The sequence below is a fragment of the Streptomyces sp. 3-6 genome, from assembly GCF_056323165.1.
Window position 1 is genome coordinate 76,535 of the sequence record NZ_JBWHZP010000008.1, and the last position, 18,293, is coordinate 94,827.

Below are 18,293 nucleotides of genomic sequence, written 5' to 3' on the forward strand. Positions count from 1 at the left end.
ACCGCGCGCTTGAAGTCGAACCGTCTCAGCCAGCCGCCACAAAACTGTCCGGTGACCGTCGAGCTTCACTTCATACCACCAGCGCGGCCCGGTCGGCAGTTGCGGCACCAGCTCGGCCAGGGCGACGTCGACAGGGAACTCCACCCCGCCACCCTCAAACGCCGCCCGGACCGCCCGCGCGCCGGACTACTCCAGCAGGCCCAGCCGCGTGTCCGGCCGACACTTCGAGCACGCCGGAACCTGCTGACGTATCGCGTCGCGTGCCTGCTCCCGCGTCGCCGGCATCTGGCGCTTACCCGGGTCCCAGCAGTCCCCCGTGTGCACCGCCACCAGGCTGCTCCGGTCAAGGCCCCGCTCGATCAGCCACTCCGGGGGCGGCAGTCGCCGCTCCTCGGCCTGCCGTCGCTCGGCCTCGCGACGCTCCTCGTCCGCGATCCACCGGTCTAGCTGCCGAAGGCTCGCCCGCGCCTGCTGCTCGACCACGCGGCGCGTGAACTGCAGCAGTTCCAGACGGGACGGAGTAGCGCTCACACGTTCGACTATAGAGGGGCGGTTCACAAACACCGAGGCCCCCACATCCAGGAGGACGCTGTTGGCGGTCGCGAACAGCGTGTCCAGCTGGGGCTGCGGGGGCTCCGTGTAGTGAAGAAGGGTGGGTGCGGTCAGCTCCCGGTGTTGTCTTCTGTGTGGCTGTCGGTGCGACTGCGGCGTGCCACGGTGAGGGCGCCTCCACCGGCCGCGATCAGAACGGCCGCGCCGCCGATCAGCCACGGCGTGGCGTCAGCACCGGTGTGGGCGAGGGAGCCCGTCGGCGTCTTCGGTGTGGAGTCGCCGACCGGGGTGGCTGCGATAGCGGAAGTGTCGGTTTCCGGTGTGTCGCTATCCGTTACGGACGGCGTGGCCCTGTCCGTACCGCTGTTCGGCTTGCCTGGGCTGGAGGGGGTGGCGGTGGGCGTGTGCGTGGGCTTGCCCGAGGGTTCGGGCTTCGGGGTGGTGGTGGTCTTGGCGTTGGTGACGGTCACGGTCACCGGGTCGCCGGGACCAGCGGTGAACGTCTTGGTGGGCTTGTACAGGTCGTAGCCGGCAGGGGCTTTGATCTCTTTGACCCAGAACTGGGCCTTCCGGCTCGACATGGGCAGCTCTCCGGAGGCCGTGCTCTTGGCTCCCGTGGTCAGAGGGAGCAGCGTCGAGCTGCCGGTGCCGATGTTCACGGTCGCGCCGGGCAGGAGCTTGCCGGTCTTGTCGTCCTTGGCCTGCAGGAGGACCTTGGCGGCCTTGAAGGGATCGGTGATTGTCAGCCGGGTGGTCGCGCCCGGGGTGACGATGACGTCTTGGTCGGCGACGACCTCGTGGAGCGGGCTGCCGGAGGCCGTCTCCTTGAGCCGGTAGACGCCGGGCGCGAGGTCGGAGAAGGTCAGCTTTCCCTGTGCGTCGGTCTTCCCGTGTCCGGCTTCCTGGCCGGCGGAGTCGAGCAGCAGGAACACGGCGCCGGGCAGGGCGTCTCCGGCTGTGTCCCTGGTGGTGATCTCGACGCTGCCCGCGTCCGCGGCCGGAGTCTCGGCGGCGGCGGAGGCTGAGGGGGTCGGTTCGGTGGGCTCGGCGCTCGCGGCCGGTGCCCAGGTGAGGGTGCCGGCCGCAGCGACGGCGATGGCGGCGGCGGATCGGACGAGATGTGCGTGCACGAGGAAGGGGACTCCTTGATCGGTCGGGGGAGGTCAGCGGGCGCGGCCGGCGGGGTGGGGTGCGGACGGCAGAGCGGGCGGCAGATGGCTGGGCGGCTGCGGGGTTGCAGCCGGTGCGACGTAGAGGTGACGACGGGTGTGGAAGGGGATCTGCTTCACGGCCCGGTGCAGCGGTTCGGTGGAGATCAGCGAGGCGGTGAAAGCCGCGGCGAGGGTGGTGGGCGCGCCGGCAGAGAACTGGGCCTGCCAGTGCGGCTCGCTCGGGTATCCGCCCCACGCCCGCCAGGCCGGACCGTCGGACCCAGTGGTGGCGTACCGGTGACGCACACCGCCAAGGCCCTCTGGTGGCAGAAAGGTTTGCGTACCGTCCGTTTTGACGCTGTGGCTCCAGCCGTGGGTGAGGAGCGGCGTGTACACCTCGTGCGGGGCCGTCGGATCCTCGACCAGGTGGTTCTTGTCGCTGTGGCGGTCTTCGAGGTACAGGTCGAGCAGTTCGGTGTGGACGTCGCGCAGGAGTTCGGCGGGGGTGGTGGCGTCGAAGGTGATCTCCCAGGCCCGCGGGCCGAAGGGGGCACGGTCCATGCCGATGGTCCACGTGTCTGCGCCTCGCTCCTCGGGCTTGGGAGCGAAGCGGGTCCACAGCCGGGCGCAGGGGCTGATGGCGAACACCATCCCTTCGAGTCCCTGGTGAAGGTGCCATCCGTCGTCGAAGGGGAAGGCCCAGATCGTCTCCAGGTCTGCCTGGCCGGGACCCGCGAGGTGACGCGGGAGAACTCTCACGGTCTGGGCAGGGTCGAGATTGTTGAAGGGGTCGCGTGGTGGGTCGGGCAACACGAGGAGATGCTCCTGCTGAGTAGGTGGCGCGGGGATCGGGACGAGGCTCAGCGGGTGCGGGCCCCGGCGGGGACGGTCGGCGGAGCTGGAGTGCTGCGCGGCGTGGGGCCGGCCGCACGCTTGGGCGCGGAGGCAGCCCAGGCGCTGGGGAACCAGACGGCCGTGTACTGCTCGATGGCGTCGCGCAGCCCGGTGGTGACGGCTCCGTCCCACGGTGGGCGGCCGGGGCGGTGGTAGGTGCCGAAGATGCCGTACTGCTTGGTGTGCGGAGGGGTGTTGGTGGCTTCGTCGCGGCGGTGGAAGGTTCCGTGGTCCACGAAGCTGAGTGCCACCGCGTCGATCTCCCCGCGTTCCGGGTGGACGACTGCGACACGCAGCCCGCCGTAGGTGTCCGCGTGGATGGTGCGGGTGAAGTCAATCCGCAAACGCAGCGGCGTGCCCGGCACGGGGGCGGCGTAGTAGGTGTTGCCCACGACGGCGTGCTCGTGGAAAGGAAGGCACAGCTCGGTGAAGAACTCGGGAGCCTGCAGGAACACGAGGGTCTCCGGTCGGAGTTGAGTGGAGTCAGCGGCGTTGGCCGGGCAGGGCATGTCGGCTGGTGGTGCTCCAGCGCGGAACGCTGGCCGCGGGAAGCGCGGCCGGGCGGCGGGACGCTGCGGCCCGCCGGACGTCGAGCGGGGTGGGCGTCGGCGGAGAGGGCGGGTGGATCGGGGAAGTCTGGGCGTGGTCCTTGACGTAGCTGGAAGTGTCGTCCCGCCATCGAGGCAGGGGTGCGGGGTCGGCCACGGCCTCGGTCACAGCTCGCAGAAGGGCTGCGGGGGTGTCGGTGCTGGCCGTGGCGTACCAGTAGGGCCGAGCTGAGGAGGTGCCGGCCCACAGGTGCCAGCGCGCGTCGCGGGTTTCCAGCTCGATCGCCGGGTCGAGGTCGCCGGTGGTGTATTCCAGCGTGGCGAGCCCGTCGGGTGCGGTGATGGCGAAGGTCCTCAGATCCGGGCGGTCGAAGCGCCAGCCTCGGTTGATGAGCGGGTCAACGGCCTGGAACGGGTCACGGTCGGTGCTTCCGGCAAGCGGGCGGGCAAGGTAGCGGTCTGGGCCCTGCCGGTACGCCTCGGCGAGGGCGGTGGTGAAGGCAGTGACGAACTCCGTGGGCGCGCTGTCGTTGAAGCAGACGCCCCAGGCCGGTGGGCCGAAGGCGTCCTTGTAGGCGTTGATGCGCCACAGGCCGTCGTCGTCGCCTTCGGGGAGGTAGCCGAGGCGGACCTTGCCGTCGGGGGCCGTGAGGTAGGCGTTGCCGAGGTGGTCGTGGTGCAGATCCCAGCCGAGGTCGCGCAGCGGGTCGAGGCCGGAGTCGCTGACCGCGGTGGAGCGGGCCAGGTGGCGTGGGGAGACGTAGACGTCGCCGTCGATGGTGTCGTGGTCGTCGTGGGGCACTGAATCCTGGGGGGGGAGGAAGCGGGTCAGTTCGGGGGCTGCAGGGCGGCTGCGAGGTCGGTGGGGTGGCCGGTGTAGTGCAGGGTGCGCAGGCCCAGGTGGCGGGCTGCATGGCAGTTGTCGTCTCGGTCGTCCACGAAGAGGACGCGGTCGGGGTCTGCGGCGCCGGTGGCGTTCATCGCGTGCTGGTAGGCGGCCGGGTCGGGTTTGCAGACCTGGAGCCGGGCCGAGTAGAAGGCGTGGGTCATCAGGCGGCGCCACGGGCGGCGGTCGAGGACATCGCTGAGGTGGCGGGGTGCGTTCGACAGCAAGACCAGCGGCAGCCCGGACTCGTGGGCCTGGTGGAGAACATCGATGACGTGATCGTCGATGGACGTCCACATGTCGGTATCGGCGTCGCGGAGTCCACGCAGCCTGCGGGCACCGGGGTGGTGGCCGAGGACCGTGGCCCAGTACGCGAGGTCGCTGAGGTGGCCTGCGTCGTAGGCGGTGCGGGCGTTCCAGAAGGCGTTCTGGAAGGCGGGAAGGTCGTCCTCGGGCCACAGGGCGGTGCGGGCCAGGCGGAGCCACTGGTCGGTGGTGGGTTGCAGGCCGATGACGCCGTTGTAGTCGAGGATGACGGCGTCCAGGCCCGCGTGGGCAGTGGTGGGTGTCAAGGGGTGGTGTTCTCCAGGGCGCGGTGGGCGAGGACGGCGACGGCGGCTGCGAGGAGGGCGGGCAGCAGCAGGGCCGTGGGCAGGGTGGTGGCGCTGGCCAGGGCTCCGATGAGGGCCGGGCCGGCGAGGAGGCCGAGATAGCCGGTGGCGGTGACCGTGGCCACGGCCTTGGCGCCTCCGGCGCCGGCCGCGGTGATGAGCGAGGGGACGGTGGTGGACAGGCCGAGTCCGAAGACCGCCCAGCCCGTCAGCGCCAGCGGGGTGCTGTTCCCGATGACGCCGAGGGTGAGTCCGGCCGTGGCGAGAAGGGCTCCGGCCCGTACGACTGTCGGGGCGCCGAAGGCAGCGGTGAGCCGGTCACCGGTCAGCCGTCCGGCCGCCATGGCCGCGCTGTACAGGGCGAACGCGGTGGCGCTCGCGGCCGTCGGGGCGCCCAGGGTGTGCAGGTGCACGGCGGCCCAGTCAGCGGCGGCGCCCTCCCCCAGCAGGCTCGCAGCGGCCAGCGCGGCCAGAAGCCAGAGCTTCCCCGGCGACGAAAGCAGGGGCAGCTTCCCGGCGCCGGCGCGCATTGCGGGTCGGTCTGCGCCGCTCAGGCTTCGGGTGACCGGCACCGCTGCGACAGCGGCCCCGGCCAGGAGGGCGCCTGTTGCGGTGAAGAGTGTGCTGTGCGGGGCCTGGGCGGTGAGGGCGGCCAGTGCGGCGCCGGCGAGGGCGCCGAGGGAGTAGGCGGCGTGAAGACCAGACATGATGGGCCGGCCGAAGGCGTTCTCGCAGCGGACGGCCGCAGTGTTGGCGGCTACATCGAGGACGCCGTGCGCGAGACCGAACGCGAGAGCCGCCGCCAGCAACGCGGACAGGCTCTCGCCTTGCCCCACCAGGACGAGGCACCCGGCCAGGGCGATGGACCCACTGGTGAGCTGGGCTGGTAGCCGCGCCGGGCGGGCGTAGCGGCCTCCGAGCTGAAGCCCAGCGACCATGCCGACGGCGGCGGCCAGCAGGACCAGGGCCAGCCCTGCGGTGCCGAGGTGGGCAGCCTGCTGCACGGCGGGCATCCGGGCGCCCCACACCGCCATGATGGCCCCCAGGCCGAGGAAATAGCCGGTCAGCAACGCCCGGCTGTGCCGGTCAGCCGCAGACACCGCGCTCACGCCGCAGCGCTACGGGGGCCGGAGGTCCGGTCGAGGACCGCGGTGACGGCACGAGCAGCCTGGTCGGCGCGTGCACGCGCCTGCTGGCCGGTCGTGGCGGTGGTGATGAGGTAGCCTATCCGGCCGGTGTACAGGTTTCCTCCGTCAGCGGGGAGGAGGAGCTGGTCGCCGGGGCGGCACTGGAAGTGCACCCGGTCCAGCCAATGCGGGCGGGGCCCGTCGTAGGTGAGGCGGGTGAGGGTGCCGGAGGTGTCCGGATAGAGGAGCCGGATGGCGGCGGCCGAGGACCTGGTGGGCGTGAGGTCGGGGGCACGGTCGCAGGCGATGTCGGCGGCGGCACGGACCAGGTCGATGCCGGTGGCGAGACGCACGAGGTGGCCGATCATGTCTCCGGCCAGGCGAGCGTTGACCTCGATGAGACGGGGCCTGCCCTCGACGAGGCGCATCTCGATGTGGCTGACGCCGTCGGTGATGCCGAGGGCACTGATCGCCGCCCGGGCGGCCGGCGCGACGGTCTCCCGGAGCGGGTCGTCGGCGTCCACGCTGTGGGCCAGCTGCTCGAAGTGCGGCGGAGGGCTGATGGTCTTGCGGTTGACCGCCACCACCGTGGTGGCGCCGCGGTAGGTGACGCACTCCACGGAGATCTCCGGCCCGTCGAGGAACTCCTCGACGAGGACGCTGGTGCTCTCGGTGCCCTGACCGGCCGTCCGTTCGGCCGCCCGGTAGGCGGCCGTGAGCTGGTCGCGGTCATCGACGCGGCGCACGCCGATGGCACCCGCGTGTGAGGCGGGCTTCAGCACCACGGGGTAGCCGATCCGTTCGGCGGCGGCTTCGGCCTCCTGCCGGGTACGCACGCTCACCGAAGCGGCCGAGGGCACGCCGTGGCGGGCGAACAGCGACCGAGCGGTGGCCTTGTTGCGGCACCCCTGCATCACTTCGGGCGCGGTGGTGGGCAAGCCGAGCTGGCGGGCGAGGCGGGCGGTCGGGACCACACTCCACTCGTCCCAAGTCATGACACCGGCGACGTCGTGGCGTGCGGCCAGGGCCCAGCCCCCCGCCAACAGCGCGGCAGGATCGCTTAGATCCACGACGGCGTGATCGGTGATGTGCGGCTTCTCCCACGAGGGTTCGGTGCCGGTGAGCAGCACGACTCTGTAGGCGTCGGCGACCTGCTCAAGGCAGTAGCCGCGGTAGTTCTCATCTCCGGGAGCGACGACAAGTACAACAGGGCGAGCGGGCAAGAGGGAATTCTCCGTATCGAGGGACGGCAGGGCGGGGAAAAGGGGGTGTCTCAGGCGGCGCGGCGCCGGCGCAGCTCGAACGCGTGGGACCAGTGGGGGTGTTCGTCGATGAGGCGACGGGCGTAGAGAGCGGTGAAGTTGTTGTTCAGCCCGGCGACGCCGTACGGGAGTTGGCGGCGAAGGTCTTCGAAGAGGTCCTTGAGGCTGATCCGGGTGGCGCCGGCGGCCAGGCGGCGGGCGGCCATGCGTTCGAGGGATCGGTACACGTGCGGGTTGCGGGCATCGAAGGCGTGGAACTGCTCGCTGATGGTGCGGCCGGTCGCTCGGTGTGACCCGAGGGCGGCGATGGTCATAGGGGTCCTCCACGGGCTGGGGACAGCCGGGTCAGGCGCGCAGGGCAGGGTCGGTGCGCAGGCGGGCGAAGGCGCAGAGCAGGCCGAGGGTTTGCAGGGCGGCACAGGCGGTGATGACGTGGCCCAGCGCGTCGGGCGGGGTGAGCGCGGTGAGCACGCCGGCGAGGGGGAAGGGCAGCAGGAGGATGAGGATGGTGGCCGACAGGGTGCTGCCGAATGCCTCCGGGGGGATCAGGCGGGAGCGCAGGGTGCGCAGGACGACCGCCAAGCCGCCATCGGCTGCCATCAGGACCGCGACCATGACCAGGTAGGACAGGTAGTCGGGGGCCAGGGCGGCTGCGAGACAGGCGAGCGAAGCGATGACGGAGCAGGCGACTCCCACCGGCCACAGGCCCAGGCGGTCCAACGCGAACCGACAGACGGTGACGGCCACCAAAGTGGCCGCCGCTGCGGCGGACCACACCAGGCCGACGGCCGTGGTGGACTGCCCGAAGTGCTGGACGACGATCACCGGACCGGCTGCCTGGAGAAGGCCGATAGACAGGTTGGACAGAGTCAGCCCGGCCACCAACCAGCCGAGCGCGGGGAGCGCGCGGATGGTGCGCCACCCGGTGACGAGCCCGGCGCCGGGCCGCCCCTTCGGCGCGCGGGCCGGGGCCACGGGTGAGGGCGGTGTGCGCAGGGCGAGCAGCGCGGCAAGCAGCGAGAGCACGGTAACCACTGCGAGCATCGACGGCGGCCCGGCGAGCAGCAGCACGCCGGCGAGCGCCGGTCCGGCCAAGGTCGCCGTCTGGTCGATGCCGAGCAGGGCAGCCTGGACACGGTGAGCCCGAGGTCCCGCTCGGCGGCCGGCGGCGGCACCTGCAGTCTCGACGGCGATGTAGCTGAACTCAGTGAGCACACCGGTCGCCGCCGCCAGCACCATCACCGTCACGCTCGCCGCAGCACCGGACGGGTAGAGGTACAGCAGGACAGCGCCGGCGGCGAGAGCCAGCGCCCGCCCCAGGGAGGCGAGGTGGAAGACCACCGAGGCGCCGCGTCGGTCGACGATCGACCCGGCCCACCCGAACGCTGCCAGGCGCGGGATCCACTCCAGGGCGAAGGCGGCCCCTGTCAGTACGGCGGATCCAGTCGTGGCCAGAACGAGCAACGGGATGCCGTAGGTGGACATCGCGAACGCCAACGCGTCCGCCGTGCGCGGCAGGTAAATGCTGCTCATCAGCCCGGCCGTGTGGCGTGCGTGCCGGGGTGTGACCGCTGCGCTCACGCGGCCCGCTCGGGCTCGGCCCGGGTCACCTGGGGGTTGCCGGCCAGCCACTGGATCAGGTGCGTGCGGACGCGCGCTAGGTCCGCCTCAGCCTCCGCGCTGATCGGGTGCGCGTCGGGCAGGGGTGCGGGGCGGTCGGCGTTCCCGGGGGTGAGTGAGGGTGCCAGCAGGCCGAGAACGTGCTGGATGCGGCTGCTGAACTCGCAGACGGCGGCGGGGGCCGAGTGACGCCGCGCCCACCGGGCTAGCGCGTCGTACAGGTCGGCCAGTTCCGTCCCGGAGTCCGTGAGTTCCAGAACGGCGCCGGGCGCGACCCGGACGAGGCCGTGGGCACGGGCCGTGTCGGATGCACTGCGCAGTTGGTGCGCGGAAAGGTCGGGCAGGGTGCCGGCGAGCCGTCGCGGCGGTATGGCGCCGTTGTCGTCGATCTCGGTGACCAGACGGATCAAGGAGCGTGAGGCCAGCAGGTCGATGACCTGGCGCGCTTCGGCAGGGGGGAAGGAAGTGCTCATCGGCGCGGGCCTCCCGCCGGGAGGGCTGCCGTCGGGCGGCCGGTGGCAGCGTGCGAGAAGAGGTCGCGGTGGTGCCACACCGGGGACGACCCAACCGCCCGAGCAGGTGGAAGCGCCACGGGCGCCGGCCGTGACGGGCTGCTGACCCACGGCCTCGGCGCGCTCTTGGCCTGCGGCTGCCCCCAGACGGGGTGGCTGGCTGCCTGGTCGAGGGGTTGCCCGGCGGACCAGGCGGACAGCGTGCCGAGGACGGGGCCCAGGGCGTCGCCGGCGGCGGACAGCCGGTAGGGCCGGCCGTTTCCCTCGGTATCGGCCAGACCGTCGGCAACGAGCTGGCGCAACGGCGGATAGATGTTGGTCCAGTCGCTGCTGGGCATCACGATCCGGGCCAGAACCCGGCCACTGACCTCCTTACGCGACTTGAGCACCCACAGGATGGCGGCAGCATGGCGCCGGGTGAGCAGGGTGAGGCTGTCCTCGATCTGCTCGATCGCGGCCAGCGGGCGCTCCGCCTTCTCCAGGTGCTCCTCGGCCCAGGTGACGATCATCGGCAGGATCGGCAGCAGGGCAGCGGCTCGCTCGGTGTGGCCGTAGGTGACGTGCCGTGCGGTGTGTTCGGTGCGCTCGACGAGACCGGCGTCGCACAACGACTTCAACTTGGGGTGGAGCTGGCCGTTCTGCAGCCAGGACACCTTGGCCGCCAGCTCGCTGTAGCGCAGCGGCGGGCCGGAGAGGGCCAGCAGGATCCTCACGTTCCAGCGCGGGGTGATCATGGCGAGGGCCTCGGTGACCCGGGCGATGTCGGCGTCGGCATCGGGGGGCAGAGCGGTGATGGCCAAGGGAGGAACTCCTGGGTGAAAGAAGGGGGAATCGCCTGGGGGTCGGGTCAGCGGCTGTGCGCCGCGCTCTGCGCCACAAGGGGCGCGGCCGGAGCAGGCGGCGCGGGAGTCGGAGAGGCAGACGTCGGGGCCGGGACGCGGGCCAGGCTCTGCAGGACGGCTGCGACCGATGTGGCCTGGGCCTCGCGGACGGCGACGGCTTCGGCGAGCCGGCGGGTGCCGTCGAGGAGGTGGGACACCTCGTGCGGGCCGATCTGCCGCTCGGGGTGGACGAGCCGGGCCAGCTGGTCGCGGTGGAAGCCGATGCTGCGCTCGGCCAGGGCGAGGGCGCCGTGCATGCCGAGCAGGGCGGACAGCATGCCGGGGGGCTGGTCCTGTGCGTAGGCTTCGAGGTCGGCGAGCGGTGCGCCGTACAGGTCCTCGATCCGGTCGGCTATGTCGGTAGACGTGAGGTGGGGCAATCGAGGGCTTTCACGGTCGGCGGGCCCGGGCCGCCCCGGCACGCTGAGGTGCCGGGGCGGCAGACGGAGGCAGGGTGGCGGTGGCCTTGAGCTGTGCCGTGCGAGCGGGCCGGGTTTGCTTTGCAGGCGGGGGCATGGTGCGCAGCAGCTCGCCGAGGGCGGCGCGGTAGCCGTCGCGGGCCTCCAGTGCCGCTTCCAGCCACTGCGCGTCGAAGCGGAGCTTGTCCGCCGACAGTTCGCCCATGTCCCGCTCGGGGTCCATGTCGGCGTGGACGCGGTCACGGACGCGGGCGACCTGCTCCTCGGTGAGCGCCAGGAACGAGCGCAGCTCCAGAGCACGGGCGAGCGCAGGCGAGGCATCGTGGCCGGCAGCAGCCTCGTACAGCTCGGTTACCGGGTTCCCGAAGACCTTCTGCAGGTCGGTGTCCATGGTGCTGGCCTTGTCCCGGCTCATCGGGCGGACCTCGCCGGCCGCCACGCCGACGCCGGTGCGAGTGTCCCTGCCGGCCGGTTGGGGGCGCTGGTCTGCACCGCCGGGCCGCTTCGGGGCCGGAGGCGGGCCAGGCGCTGTGCGGCGAGGTCCTTCTTTCCCGGGGCGTCCGGGTCGAGGAGCCACCGCACAACCATGGCCCGGCCGTCGCGGGTGGTGACGGCGGCGTTCACCCGATGGGCGAGGCCCATCGTCGGGTCGTCGACCTCGCTGGGCTGGGTCTCAAGGGCGGCGAGGAGGTCGTCCTCCGCGCGCTCCAGCACGGACTGGGCCTCGACGAGAAGGCCGTGCCACTTGACGACGTCGGTGGCGTCGGGGTTCGCGGTCGGAGCGGCGGCGACCGCGGCCTTCAACTGGTCCATGCCCATGTCGAAGCGGGCCTCGATCCGTTCGGTGAGCACGCCCACGACATCCGCAGACTCATCGGATATGCCGTCGGTCAAAGGGAATCTCCTGTTCTGGATGGGCCGGTGCCTGCGGAATGTGAGGGGTGGCCGTACTCGGTGCCCCCGCCGCTGGGCGGGACGTGCTGGATCCGGTCAGTCAGTCCAGACACATGCGGACGTCGCGGTAGACGTAGGTGCCGGAGACCCAGCCCTTGACGCCGGTCGTCTTGTCCGTGATGTAGAGCCAGTTGCCGCTCTTCTTGGACACGCTGAACTTGTGGCTCTTGTAGAGCACACCGAGCGCGGTGGACTTCGAGCTGGCCTTGGACCGGATGGTCACGGCCTTGGTGTGCACCGCGTACGGGAGCGGCGGCAGGTTGTGGCAGCTCACGGCAGGGGTGGCGGTTGCTGCGGTGGGTACGGTCGCGGCGCTGGCGGGCGTGGCGGACAGCGCCGGCAGCGCGAGCGTGCCGAGCATCGCCGCGGATATGGCGATTCGGGTGGAGCGCATGCGGAAGAAACCTCCGTGAAGGCACAGGGAATGCGGGGAAAGTGCCGCGGGAGTTGTCCCGGCGGCTGTATAAGAGTCCGGAGAATCGGCGGTTTGGCTAACCGGCGATCGTCGGCTATGTTGCGCCGCCCGCGACTGGAACAGCGCTCAGCGAGAGCGGCCGGGCGGGTGTGGGGCAGGGGCCTTCGCTACACCTGCCGGGCGGCTGGGGGTGGCTGCCGGGCGGATCGGCGGGAGCGGCCCGGCCTCGCCGGTGAGGCGGTCGTCGCACCACTGCAGGGCCTCACCGGCCGTGTCGAAGCCGCCCTCCCGCAGGGTGTGCGTCCACGTCTCGGTATCGACCTCCTCGACCACCACGCGGAATGGGCTGGGGACTTGCTCGTCCTGTGCACGCAGTACCACGACGATGACCATGTCGTCCGGGTCGTCGCTGGTGTAGGAGTAGCCCATGGCGTAGTGGTCGCCGTCGCCGACGAGGCGTCGCTCCAGTGCTCGCGTGGCCTCGTCCGCCGGTGGCGGGCCCAGTTCGGGGTGGAGGCCGATGGCGTCGGGCGGGCAGCCGCGGTGGATGAGCCAGGACTGCGCCATCGCAGACAGCGGCAGCTGAGCGTGCTCGAAGCTGAACATGCCTTTTTCGTGGTCCCGTTGCAGATGCACGGCGAGCACCTGGGGCATGCCGGGGCGTCCCCAGGTGGCGGTGCGGTCGAACAGCACGTAGTAGCTGTTCGGGCCGTCGTGGTGTTCGGCGAGGGGGACGAGCATGTCCTCGTGGACAGCGACCTTGCGGTAGAAGTCGAGGTACCTCTCCTCGTCGGAGTCGAGGTCGTCCAGCTCGAAGTCGACGTGGGGGATGGTCTTCCGGGCCGGCGCCGGTTCGGTGGGGGACAACAAGAGCCTTTCGGTGGATCGGTGCAGTTCAGCGCCGCTTCGCTGGAGTGGACGGCGGGGCGCCGGGGCGAGCCGGGCTCGTCGGCGCATGCGTTGCAGGAGTCCGGCGGGCGTCCAGCAGTGCGGCTCGTCCGGCGTCGGTGAGGGAGACGGGCTGGCCGGCGTGCACAGGGTGGCTGGTGTCCCGGACGGTGAGGCCGGCGCGTTCCAGCTGCTGCATCTGGGGATAGGGGATGCGGGTGCCGGAGGAGGCGGTCACGGACAGTCGGCCTGTCAGCAGGTGTTCGTGGAGCTTGGCACCGCCGGCGATGGCGAGCAGTGCCGCCCGGTCGTCGGTCGAGAGTCGTCCTTCGTCGGGCGTAGATGCTGCGGCGGCGGCCTCGATGGGCTCCAGGGCGGCGAGCACCTCTTGGGCGGCGGCGTCGCGCGCGTTGGCGGCTTCCTCCAGCTGGTCCACGGTGCGGTCGATGCGTACGAAGAGGGCACCGTCGACAGGGAACTCACCGCTCGTGAGACGGTTGAGCAGCTTGAGGTAGAAGGTGACGCCGATCTGGGCGTTGGCCAGGGTGCGGTGCCGGTCGACCAGCTGGGTGTGCGGCTCGTCGAGGGCGCCGCGGTCGCGGTAGGTCCACAGGGTGTCGATGTCGTGGCCGGTGACCGCTTCGAGGCGGTGGTCGAGCTGCGTGACCGCACGCCGGGTGGGTGTCGGCGCGGGTTGAGGGGGCATGGGCGGCGCTCCGTGCGTTCAGCGGGTGGGATGGTGCGCGGGGTTGGGTGCGGGACGGGGCAGGCCCGGCAGGGCGGCAGGCGGCGGACCGGGCCGGGGCGCGGGAGGACGGGTGGTCAGCTGCGGGGAACGCGAGCGGGCCGCGTGCGTCCGAGCGCTCAGCGGCCGGCGGGTCATCCCCAGGCGGCGGCCGACCTCGTCGTAGACGTCGTTGCCCGCACGCGGCCGTACCGCGACGACGTGGATCTCCTTGGGGTGGGCGGATTCCGCGGGCGCCGGGCGGACGCCGTAGACGACGCGCCAGTCCTTGCGGCGGTCCACGAACAGCTTCCGGAATCCCTCCAGGTCGCCGTCGAGGCGCTGTCCGAAGCGCTGGGCGTTCACGACTTCCTGCAGGTAGGCGAGGGTGAGGTCGCGGATATCGCTGGGGGCCTGGAGGAGATCGGTCAGCGCGCGAGGGTCGAAGCTCAGTCCGAAGGCGGGCTGTCCCGCTCCCGCGGTCATGACGTCGGCTCGCCCGGCCCGGCAGTGCCGGCGCCATCCGCCGTGGCCGCCGTCTCGGTGCGCACGGACGGCGGCGGGCCGGGCAGGAGACGGTGAGCGGGCCGGTCGGGGGAGGTCATGCAGGCCGACAGCGGTCCGCCCGGCGCGCGAATCGCGGCGACGGCGTGGGTGAGGAAGTCGCGGTGCCACACGAACAGGCCGGAGAGCCCGGCTTCGGGGTCCTTGTGCTGCTGGTAGGCGAGCCACAGGGCGTGCAGCCAGGCCACGACGTCGTCGTGCTCCTGCCACTGCAGGCACCAAGGTGCCGCGGTGGTGACCTCCGCTCCGTAGACCGGGAGGAAGAAGTCGTCGACCCAGTCCGAGAGGGCGTCGAGTTCGTCTTCCCGTTCCTCCCCGTCGAGTTCCAGGATCGGGCGAGGCTCCGGCGGAACGGCGGCCGGAGGCCCGCCGAGTCCCGGCATACCGAACGCGGCGAACGGTGACCCGCTCGGCGCCGGCGCGGATGCGAGGTGGTCGAGCTGCTGAGCCTGTTGCGCCGACTGCTCCATGAGCCGCCGCACGCTCGCCTCGATTCCCTCCAACTGCGGATCCGGAATACGAACCGGCTCCAGCTCCCCATCGTCAGACGGCCTTGCGGATTCGGACATTGAAAGTTCAGCCTCCTACGAGACACGGGTTGGGAGAAAGGCGAAGGCGTCCTTGCACGGACCGGGCAGTGAAATTGCACGTCCACTCCGGCGGTGCTCCGCCGGCGGCTCAGCAGGGAGCCGGTTGCGGTGGCGGCAGGAGAGGGCGCGGCTCAGGTTGCGAGAACCACGTCGTCCTTGGTGAGGGTTGCGCGGATCGTCTCGGTGATCCGGTCGGCCGCGATCGACGCGTAGTGCTCGGTCTTCTCCACGCCGATGAAGTCCCGGCCTTCCAGCAGGGCGGCGACGCCCGTGGAGCCGGAGCCGGCGCAGAAGTCGAGGACCGTGCCGCCTTCGGGGCTGATCTTGACCAGCTCGCGCATCACCTCCACCGGCTTCTGCGTGATGTGCTGGCGCTTGGACCCCGAGGGCTGCGAAGCCGAGTACATACCCGGTAGGTAGACCGGGTTCCGGGAGCCGTCGATCGGCCCCTTGGACGCCCAGACGATGAATTCGCAGTTCTGGGTGAACCGGCCCTTCTGGGGCCTGGCCTGCGGCTTGTGCCAGGCCAGCACACCCCGCCACAGCCACCCGGCCGCCTGGATCGCGTCCGTCGTCGTGGGGAGCTGGCGCCAGTCGGTGAACAGCAGGGCGGTCCCGCCGGTCTTCGTCAGCCGGTGCGCTTCGGTCATGATCTGCGTCAGCCAGAAGCCGTAGGAGCGCTGGTCCATGTTCTCGCCGGTGAAGTCGGCAAGGTCGTTCTTGGCATCGGCGGAGGTGTACTTCTGCTTCGCGGAGCGGGTGGTGCGCTCCTTCGCGGTCCGGCCGCCGCTGTTGTACGGCGGGTCGGTGATGACGGAGTCGACGCAGCCGTCCGGTAGGCCGGAGAGAACGGCCAGAGCGTCGCCCTGGTGCAGGGAAAAAGGCAAAGAGGAACCCCTATTCGGGTGCGGAATCGCGGAGGGAAACCCCGCCTCACACAGGAGTCCTCGCGGGCCGAAAGCAGGCATGCAGAAGCCCGTGGCCGCAGACCGAGGAGGGCGAGGGGGAGTCAAAAAACTGTAGAGGCGAATCCGCCGACGACCAAGAAACCCTTACCGATGTACCGGTTTCCGGCACCTCACGCCGAGCTTTTTGGTCAACCGCCGATCCGCACCTACTGTTTTTGAACCGCCCGGCGCACACCGCCGCTGGCTACATCCTCGCCACACCTCATGGAGATACCCCTGCCCCGGCACACCTAGCTCACAGCACGGCCGCGCGGAGCGAGCGGCAACTCCCCCGCACCGGCCCGCCTCCGATCGCCCACCCCGGCTGCCGCGCCCTTCCACCACGCCTCGCGCACGCGACACGCCGGACACCACATCCCGAAGGACTCGTTCATGACGTCTGACCACCCATCCATGCCCGAACCCGCTGACCGGCGAGCGGTCCGCTCGGGTTGAAGGCACTCGCCGCCGGCATCGGCGTCGTCTTCCTCTCCCCGATCCTGCTCGCCGGCACCGGCATGATGCTCGCCTCCTCCGCCGAAGCCGTACAGAGCAGCAGCTCCTTCAGCAACTGCCTGACCGACATCGACAGCGACAAGGTCGCCGAGCAGGTCACCAAGATCCTCGACGGCGCGTCCGGCAAGGACGTCCACATCGAGGGCCTGGACCTGCCCGCCGAGCAGGTCCCCAACGCAGCGACGATCGTGGCCGCCGGCCTCTCGCTCGACGTTCCCAAGAAGGGCCAGATCATCGCACTCGCCACGGCGATGCAGGAGAGCCGGCTGCGCAACCTGGGCTACGGCGACCGCGACTCCCTCGGCCTCTTCCAGCAGCGTCCCTCCCAGGGCTGGGGCAGCGCCCAGCAGATCCGCGACCCCACCTACGCAAGCGAGCAGTTCTACAAGCACCTGCTCAAGGTGGACGGCTGGCAGCAGATGACCGTCACCCAGGCCGCCCAAGCCGTGCAGAAATCCGGCCTGCCGGACGCGTACGCGCAGTGGGAGAACCTGGCCACCGCGCTGCAGGCCGCCATCGTCAAGACCTTCCCCGGCGCCGGGGATGCCACGGATGACAAGGACGCGAACCAGGACGAGAAGCAGTCGACCAGTACGACCGGCTGCGCGCCGGGCCAGGACGGTTCCGGCTTCGGCCGCATACCCGAAGGGAGCGTCCCCAAGGGCTACTCGATCCCCAAGGACGCCGACCCGAGGGCCCGTAAGGCCATCGAGTGGGCGATGCACCAGCTCGGCACGCTCTACCAGTGGGGCGGCTCCTGCACCAACGCGCACGGCCCCGACCCCATGGGCCGCTGCGACTGCTCCAGCCTGATGCAGCAGGCGTACGCCCATGCCGGCATCACGCTCACCCGCACCACGTACACGCAGGTCAACGAAGGCAAGGCTGTCTCGCCCGCTCACCTCACGCCCGGCGACCTGATCTTCAGCCGCGGTACCGCCGCACGGCCTGAGCACGTCGGCATGTACATGGGCGAGGGCCTCGTGATCGAGGCGCCGCGCACCACCAAGCCGGTGCGGATCACCCCGATCAAGGACTGGGACATTCTCGCCGTCCGCCGCGTCCTCTGACGCCGCCCCGCCCGGTGTCAGCCCGGGCGGGCCGGGCTGACACGGCCACTTCCGTGCCCTTCGCTCGCCTCTCCCTCCGCTTTCACCTTCCCGTTGGGCCTCGCCGGGCCCGCGTATGCAAGGAGCCTCGCACCACCTATGTCCGTCCCTCTCGCAGACCGCGTCGTCCAGCTCGCCTACGACCCAGGCATCACGCCCAAAGGCGGCGGGCTGCCTGGCCTCGCCGTGCTGAAGAACGTGGTCAACAGCATCAACATGTTCGGGATCATCGCCGTCGTCGGCGCCCTCGCCGTCTCGCTAGGCGTATGGGCCTGGGGCCACCACACCGGTGGACACCAGGCCGAGGCCAACGGGAAGAAGGGCGCCGTCGTCGCCGCCGGCGCCGCTCTCGGTCTGGGTGCCGCGAACGGCATCGTGGCCTTCTTCTCCGGCCTGGGATCGCAGGTCCACTGATGCGGAAACGCTTCCCCTCCTCTTCGCTGTCCTCGTACGGCTCGGGCTGGTCGACAAACCAGCGCATCGCGATCGGCGCCACCGTTGTCGCCGTTCTACTTGCCCTCGCCGGGGTCGTTGCCCTGCTGACCGGCGGTGGCAACGGCCAGCAGACTCACGATGCCGCGCCACCGGCTCCCACGGGCGGCCCGTCCCACTCCGAGGCTGCTCCCAAGCCTTCCTCCGGGTCCGGGTCGGTGCCCAAGCCGCCGCAGATCGCCGAGCCGGTCGCCTACGCCAAGGCAGCGGCCCAGATGCTCTGGTCCTACGACACCCGCGACACCAGCCGGGACCAGCAACTCGCTGGCATACGCGCCTGGATGACCACCGAGACCAAGTACGCCGACTGGACCTCGGTCGCTGGCCAGGTCCCCGACCCGGTGCTTTGGTCGCGGATGGCCGACCAGGACCAGCACGCCACCGCCCACATCACCGAGGGCCACTACCCCGGCGCGTTTAAACAGGCGCTGGCCGAGGATCCGTCCGCGATCACCGAGGCGTACATCTACGTCGTCACCGTCAACGGCAAGCAGACCCTCAGCTGGAAGAAGGGCGGCGGCGGAGCCGAGGAACGCGCCGTGACCCTGGCCGTCCAGTGCCGCCCGAACCACGACTGCACCCTGGCCGCCATCGCACCGAGCGTCACGCAGTGACCCGCGCCTGAGACACG

24 protein-coding genes are annotated in these 18,293 nt (G+C 71.0%); 3 read left to right on the forward strand and 21 right to left on the reverse strand.

The genetic code is table 11. From position 1 onward, the window contains the following. Positions 1-186: 186 nt before the first annotated feature. From AC02VZ_RS13090 to AC02VZ_RS13190, 21 genes are all read right to left on the reverse strand, one after another. Entirely contained in the window at positions 187-531 is a 345-nt protein-coding gene (locus tag AC02VZ_RS13090; RefSeq protein ID WP_476475415.1) for a DUF6233 domain-containing protein, read from the reverse strand. Between the two features lie 131 nt (positions 532-662). Further along, positions 663-1,682: a SpaA isopeptide-forming pilin-related protein gene (locus AC02VZ_RS13095; protein WP_476475416.1), complete on the reverse strand. Its 1,020-nt coding sequence runs from the start codon at positions 1,680-1,682 to the stop codon at positions 663-665. A gap of 33 nt (positions 1,683-1,715) precedes the next feature. Continuing rightward, positions 1,716-2,516 carry an SPDY domain-containing protein gene (locus AC02VZ_RS13100; RefSeq protein ID WP_061441557.1) on the reverse strand — a complete coding sequence of 267 codons (801 nt, stop codon included), beginning with the start codon at positions 2,514-2,516 and terminating at the stop codon, positions 1,716-1,718. A gap of 47 nt (positions 2,517-2,563) precedes the next feature. Then, positions 2,564-3,052: a hypothetical protein gene (locus tag AC02VZ_RS13105; protein WP_381311619.1), complete on the reverse strand. Its 489-nt coding sequence runs from the start codon at positions 3,050-3,052 to the stop codon at positions 2,564-2,566. Between the two features lie 28 nt (positions 3,053-3,080). Further along, on the reverse strand, positions 3,081-3,947 hold the full coding sequence (locus tag AC02VZ_RS13110) for an SPDY domain-containing protein (RefSeq protein ID WP_381311617.1): 867 nt from the start codon (positions 3,945-3,947) through the stop codon (positions 3,081-3,083). Between the two features lie 26 nt (positions 3,948-3,973). Continuing rightward, positions 3,974-4,603 (reverse strand): HAD family hydrolase, encoded by a 630-nt coding sequence (locus tag AC02VZ_RS13115; protein WP_381311615.1) that lies wholly within the window; start codon positions 4,601-4,603, stop codon positions 3,974-3,976. Then, entirely contained in the window at positions 4,600-5,751 is a 1,152-nt protein-coding gene (locus AC02VZ_RS13120) for an MFS transporter (protein ID WP_381311613.1), read from the reverse strand. Before AC02VZ_RS13120 ends, AC02VZ_RS13115 begins: the two co-directional genes overlap by 4 nt. After that, positions 5,748-6,992 (reverse strand): ATP-grasp domain-containing protein, encoded by a 1,245-nt coding sequence (locus AC02VZ_RS13125; RefSeq protein ID WP_381311611.1) that lies wholly within the window; start codon positions 6,990-6,992, stop codon positions 5,748-5,750. Before AC02VZ_RS13125 ends, AC02VZ_RS13120 begins: the two co-directional genes overlap by 4 nt. A gap of 50 nt (positions 6,993-7,042) precedes the next feature. Continuing rightward, positions 7,043-7,345, reverse strand: coding sequence for a hypothetical protein (locus AC02VZ_RS13130; protein WP_381311609.1), 303 nt, complete (start codon positions 7,343-7,345; stop codon positions 7,043-7,045). A gap of 31 nt (positions 7,346-7,376) precedes the next feature. Then, the gene (locus AC02VZ_RS13135; RefSeq protein WP_381311607.1) at positions 7,377-8,564 is read right to left on the reverse strand and encodes an MFS transporter; all 1,188 of its coding nucleotides are present in this window, start codon (positions 8,562-8,564) and stop codon (positions 7,377-7,379) included. 44 nt (positions 8,565-8,608) lie between these two features. Next, positions 8,609-9,124, reverse strand: a complete 516-nt coding sequence (locus AC02VZ_RS13140; RefSeq protein ID WP_381311605.1) for a regulator — start codon at positions 9,122-9,124, stop codon at positions 8,609-8,611. Continuing rightward, positions 9,121-9,963: a winged helix-turn-helix transcriptional regulator gene (locus AC02VZ_RS13145; protein WP_381311604.1), complete on the reverse strand. Its 843-nt coding sequence runs from the start codon at positions 9,961-9,963 to the stop codon at positions 9,121-9,123. Before AC02VZ_RS13145 ends, AC02VZ_RS13140 begins: the two co-directional genes overlap by 4 nt. A gap of 47 nt (positions 9,964-10,010) precedes the next feature. Continuing rightward, entirely contained in the window at positions 10,011-10,424 is a 414-nt protein-coding gene (locus tag AC02VZ_RS13150; protein WP_381311602.1) for a hypothetical protein, read from the reverse strand. A gap of 10 nt (positions 10,425-10,434) precedes the next feature. Beyond that, on the reverse strand, positions 10,435-10,878 hold the full coding sequence (locus tag AC02VZ_RS13155; protein WP_381311600.1) for a hypothetical protein: 444 nt from the start codon (positions 10,876-10,878) through the stop codon (positions 10,435-10,437). Continuing rightward, the gene (locus tag AC02VZ_RS13160) at positions 10,875-11,357 is read right to left on the reverse strand and encodes a hypothetical protein (RefSeq protein ID WP_127436009.1); all 483 of its coding nucleotides are present in this window, start codon (positions 11,355-11,357) and stop codon (positions 10,875-10,877) included. The genes AC02VZ_RS13155 and AC02VZ_RS13160 overlap by 4 nt, the downstream gene beginning before the upstream one ends. A 100-nt stretch (positions 11,358-11,457) precedes the next feature. Continuing rightward, positions 11,458-11,778, reverse strand: coding sequence for an SH3 domain-containing protein (locus tag AC02VZ_RS13165; RefSeq protein ID WP_179342577.1), 321 nt, complete (start codon positions 11,776-11,778; stop codon positions 11,458-11,460). 180 nt (positions 11,779-11,958) lie between these two features. Then, positions 11,959-12,702, reverse strand: coding sequence for a hypothetical protein (locus AC02VZ_RS13170; protein WP_432054690.1), 744 nt, complete (start codon positions 12,700-12,702; stop codon positions 11,959-11,961). A gap of 25 nt (positions 12,703-12,727) precedes the next feature. After that, complete coding sequence (locus tag AC02VZ_RS13175; protein ID WP_054100376.1) at positions 12,728-13,426, reverse strand: hypothetical protein; 699 nt, start codon at positions 13,424-13,426, stop codon at positions 12,728-12,730. Positions 13,427-13,444: 18 nt separating this feature from the next. Further along, the gene (locus AC02VZ_RS13180) at positions 13,445-13,930 is read right to left on the reverse strand and encodes a hypothetical protein (protein ID WP_381311594.1); all 486 of its coding nucleotides are present in this window, start codon (positions 13,928-13,930) and stop codon (positions 13,445-13,447) included. Further along, positions 13,927-14,478, reverse strand: coding sequence for a DUF4913 domain-containing protein (locus AC02VZ_RS13185; RefSeq protein WP_381311658.1), 552 nt, complete (start codon positions 14,476-14,478; stop codon positions 13,927-13,929). Before AC02VZ_RS13185 ends, AC02VZ_RS13180 begins: the two co-directional genes overlap by 4 nt. Positions 14,479-14,729: 251 nt before the next feature. Next, entirely contained in the window at positions 14,730-15,485 is a 756-nt protein-coding gene (locus tag AC02VZ_RS13190) for a DNA-methyltransferase (RefSeq protein WP_381311593.1), read from the reverse strand. Positions 15,486-15,997: 512 nt separating this feature from the next. On the opposite strand from AC02VZ_RS13190, the gene AC02VZ_RS13195 reads away from it, so the two are divergent. From AC02VZ_RS13195 to AC02VZ_RS13205, 3 genes are all read left to right on the forward strand, one after another. Then, positions 15,998-17,131 carry a C40 family peptidase gene (locus tag AC02VZ_RS13195; protein WP_125769026.1) on the forward strand — a complete coding sequence of 378 codons (1,134 nt, stop codon included), beginning with the start codon at positions 15,998-16,000 and terminating at the stop codon, positions 17,129-17,131. 138 nt (positions 17,132-17,269) lie between these two features. Further along, the gene (locus AC02VZ_RS13200) at positions 17,270-17,584 is read left to right on the forward strand and encodes a DUF6112 family protein (RefSeq protein ID WP_125769029.1); all 315 of its coding nucleotides are present in this window, start codon (positions 17,270-17,272) and stop codon (positions 17,582-17,584) included. After that, positions 17,584-18,276 carry a hypothetical protein gene (locus tag AC02VZ_RS13205; protein WP_381311589.1) on the forward strand — a complete coding sequence of 231 codons (693 nt, stop codon included), beginning with the start codon at positions 17,584-17,586 and terminating at the stop codon, positions 18,274-18,276. Before AC02VZ_RS13200 ends, AC02VZ_RS13205 begins: the two co-directional genes overlap by 1 nt. Positions 18,277-18,293: the final 17 nt, after the last annotated feature.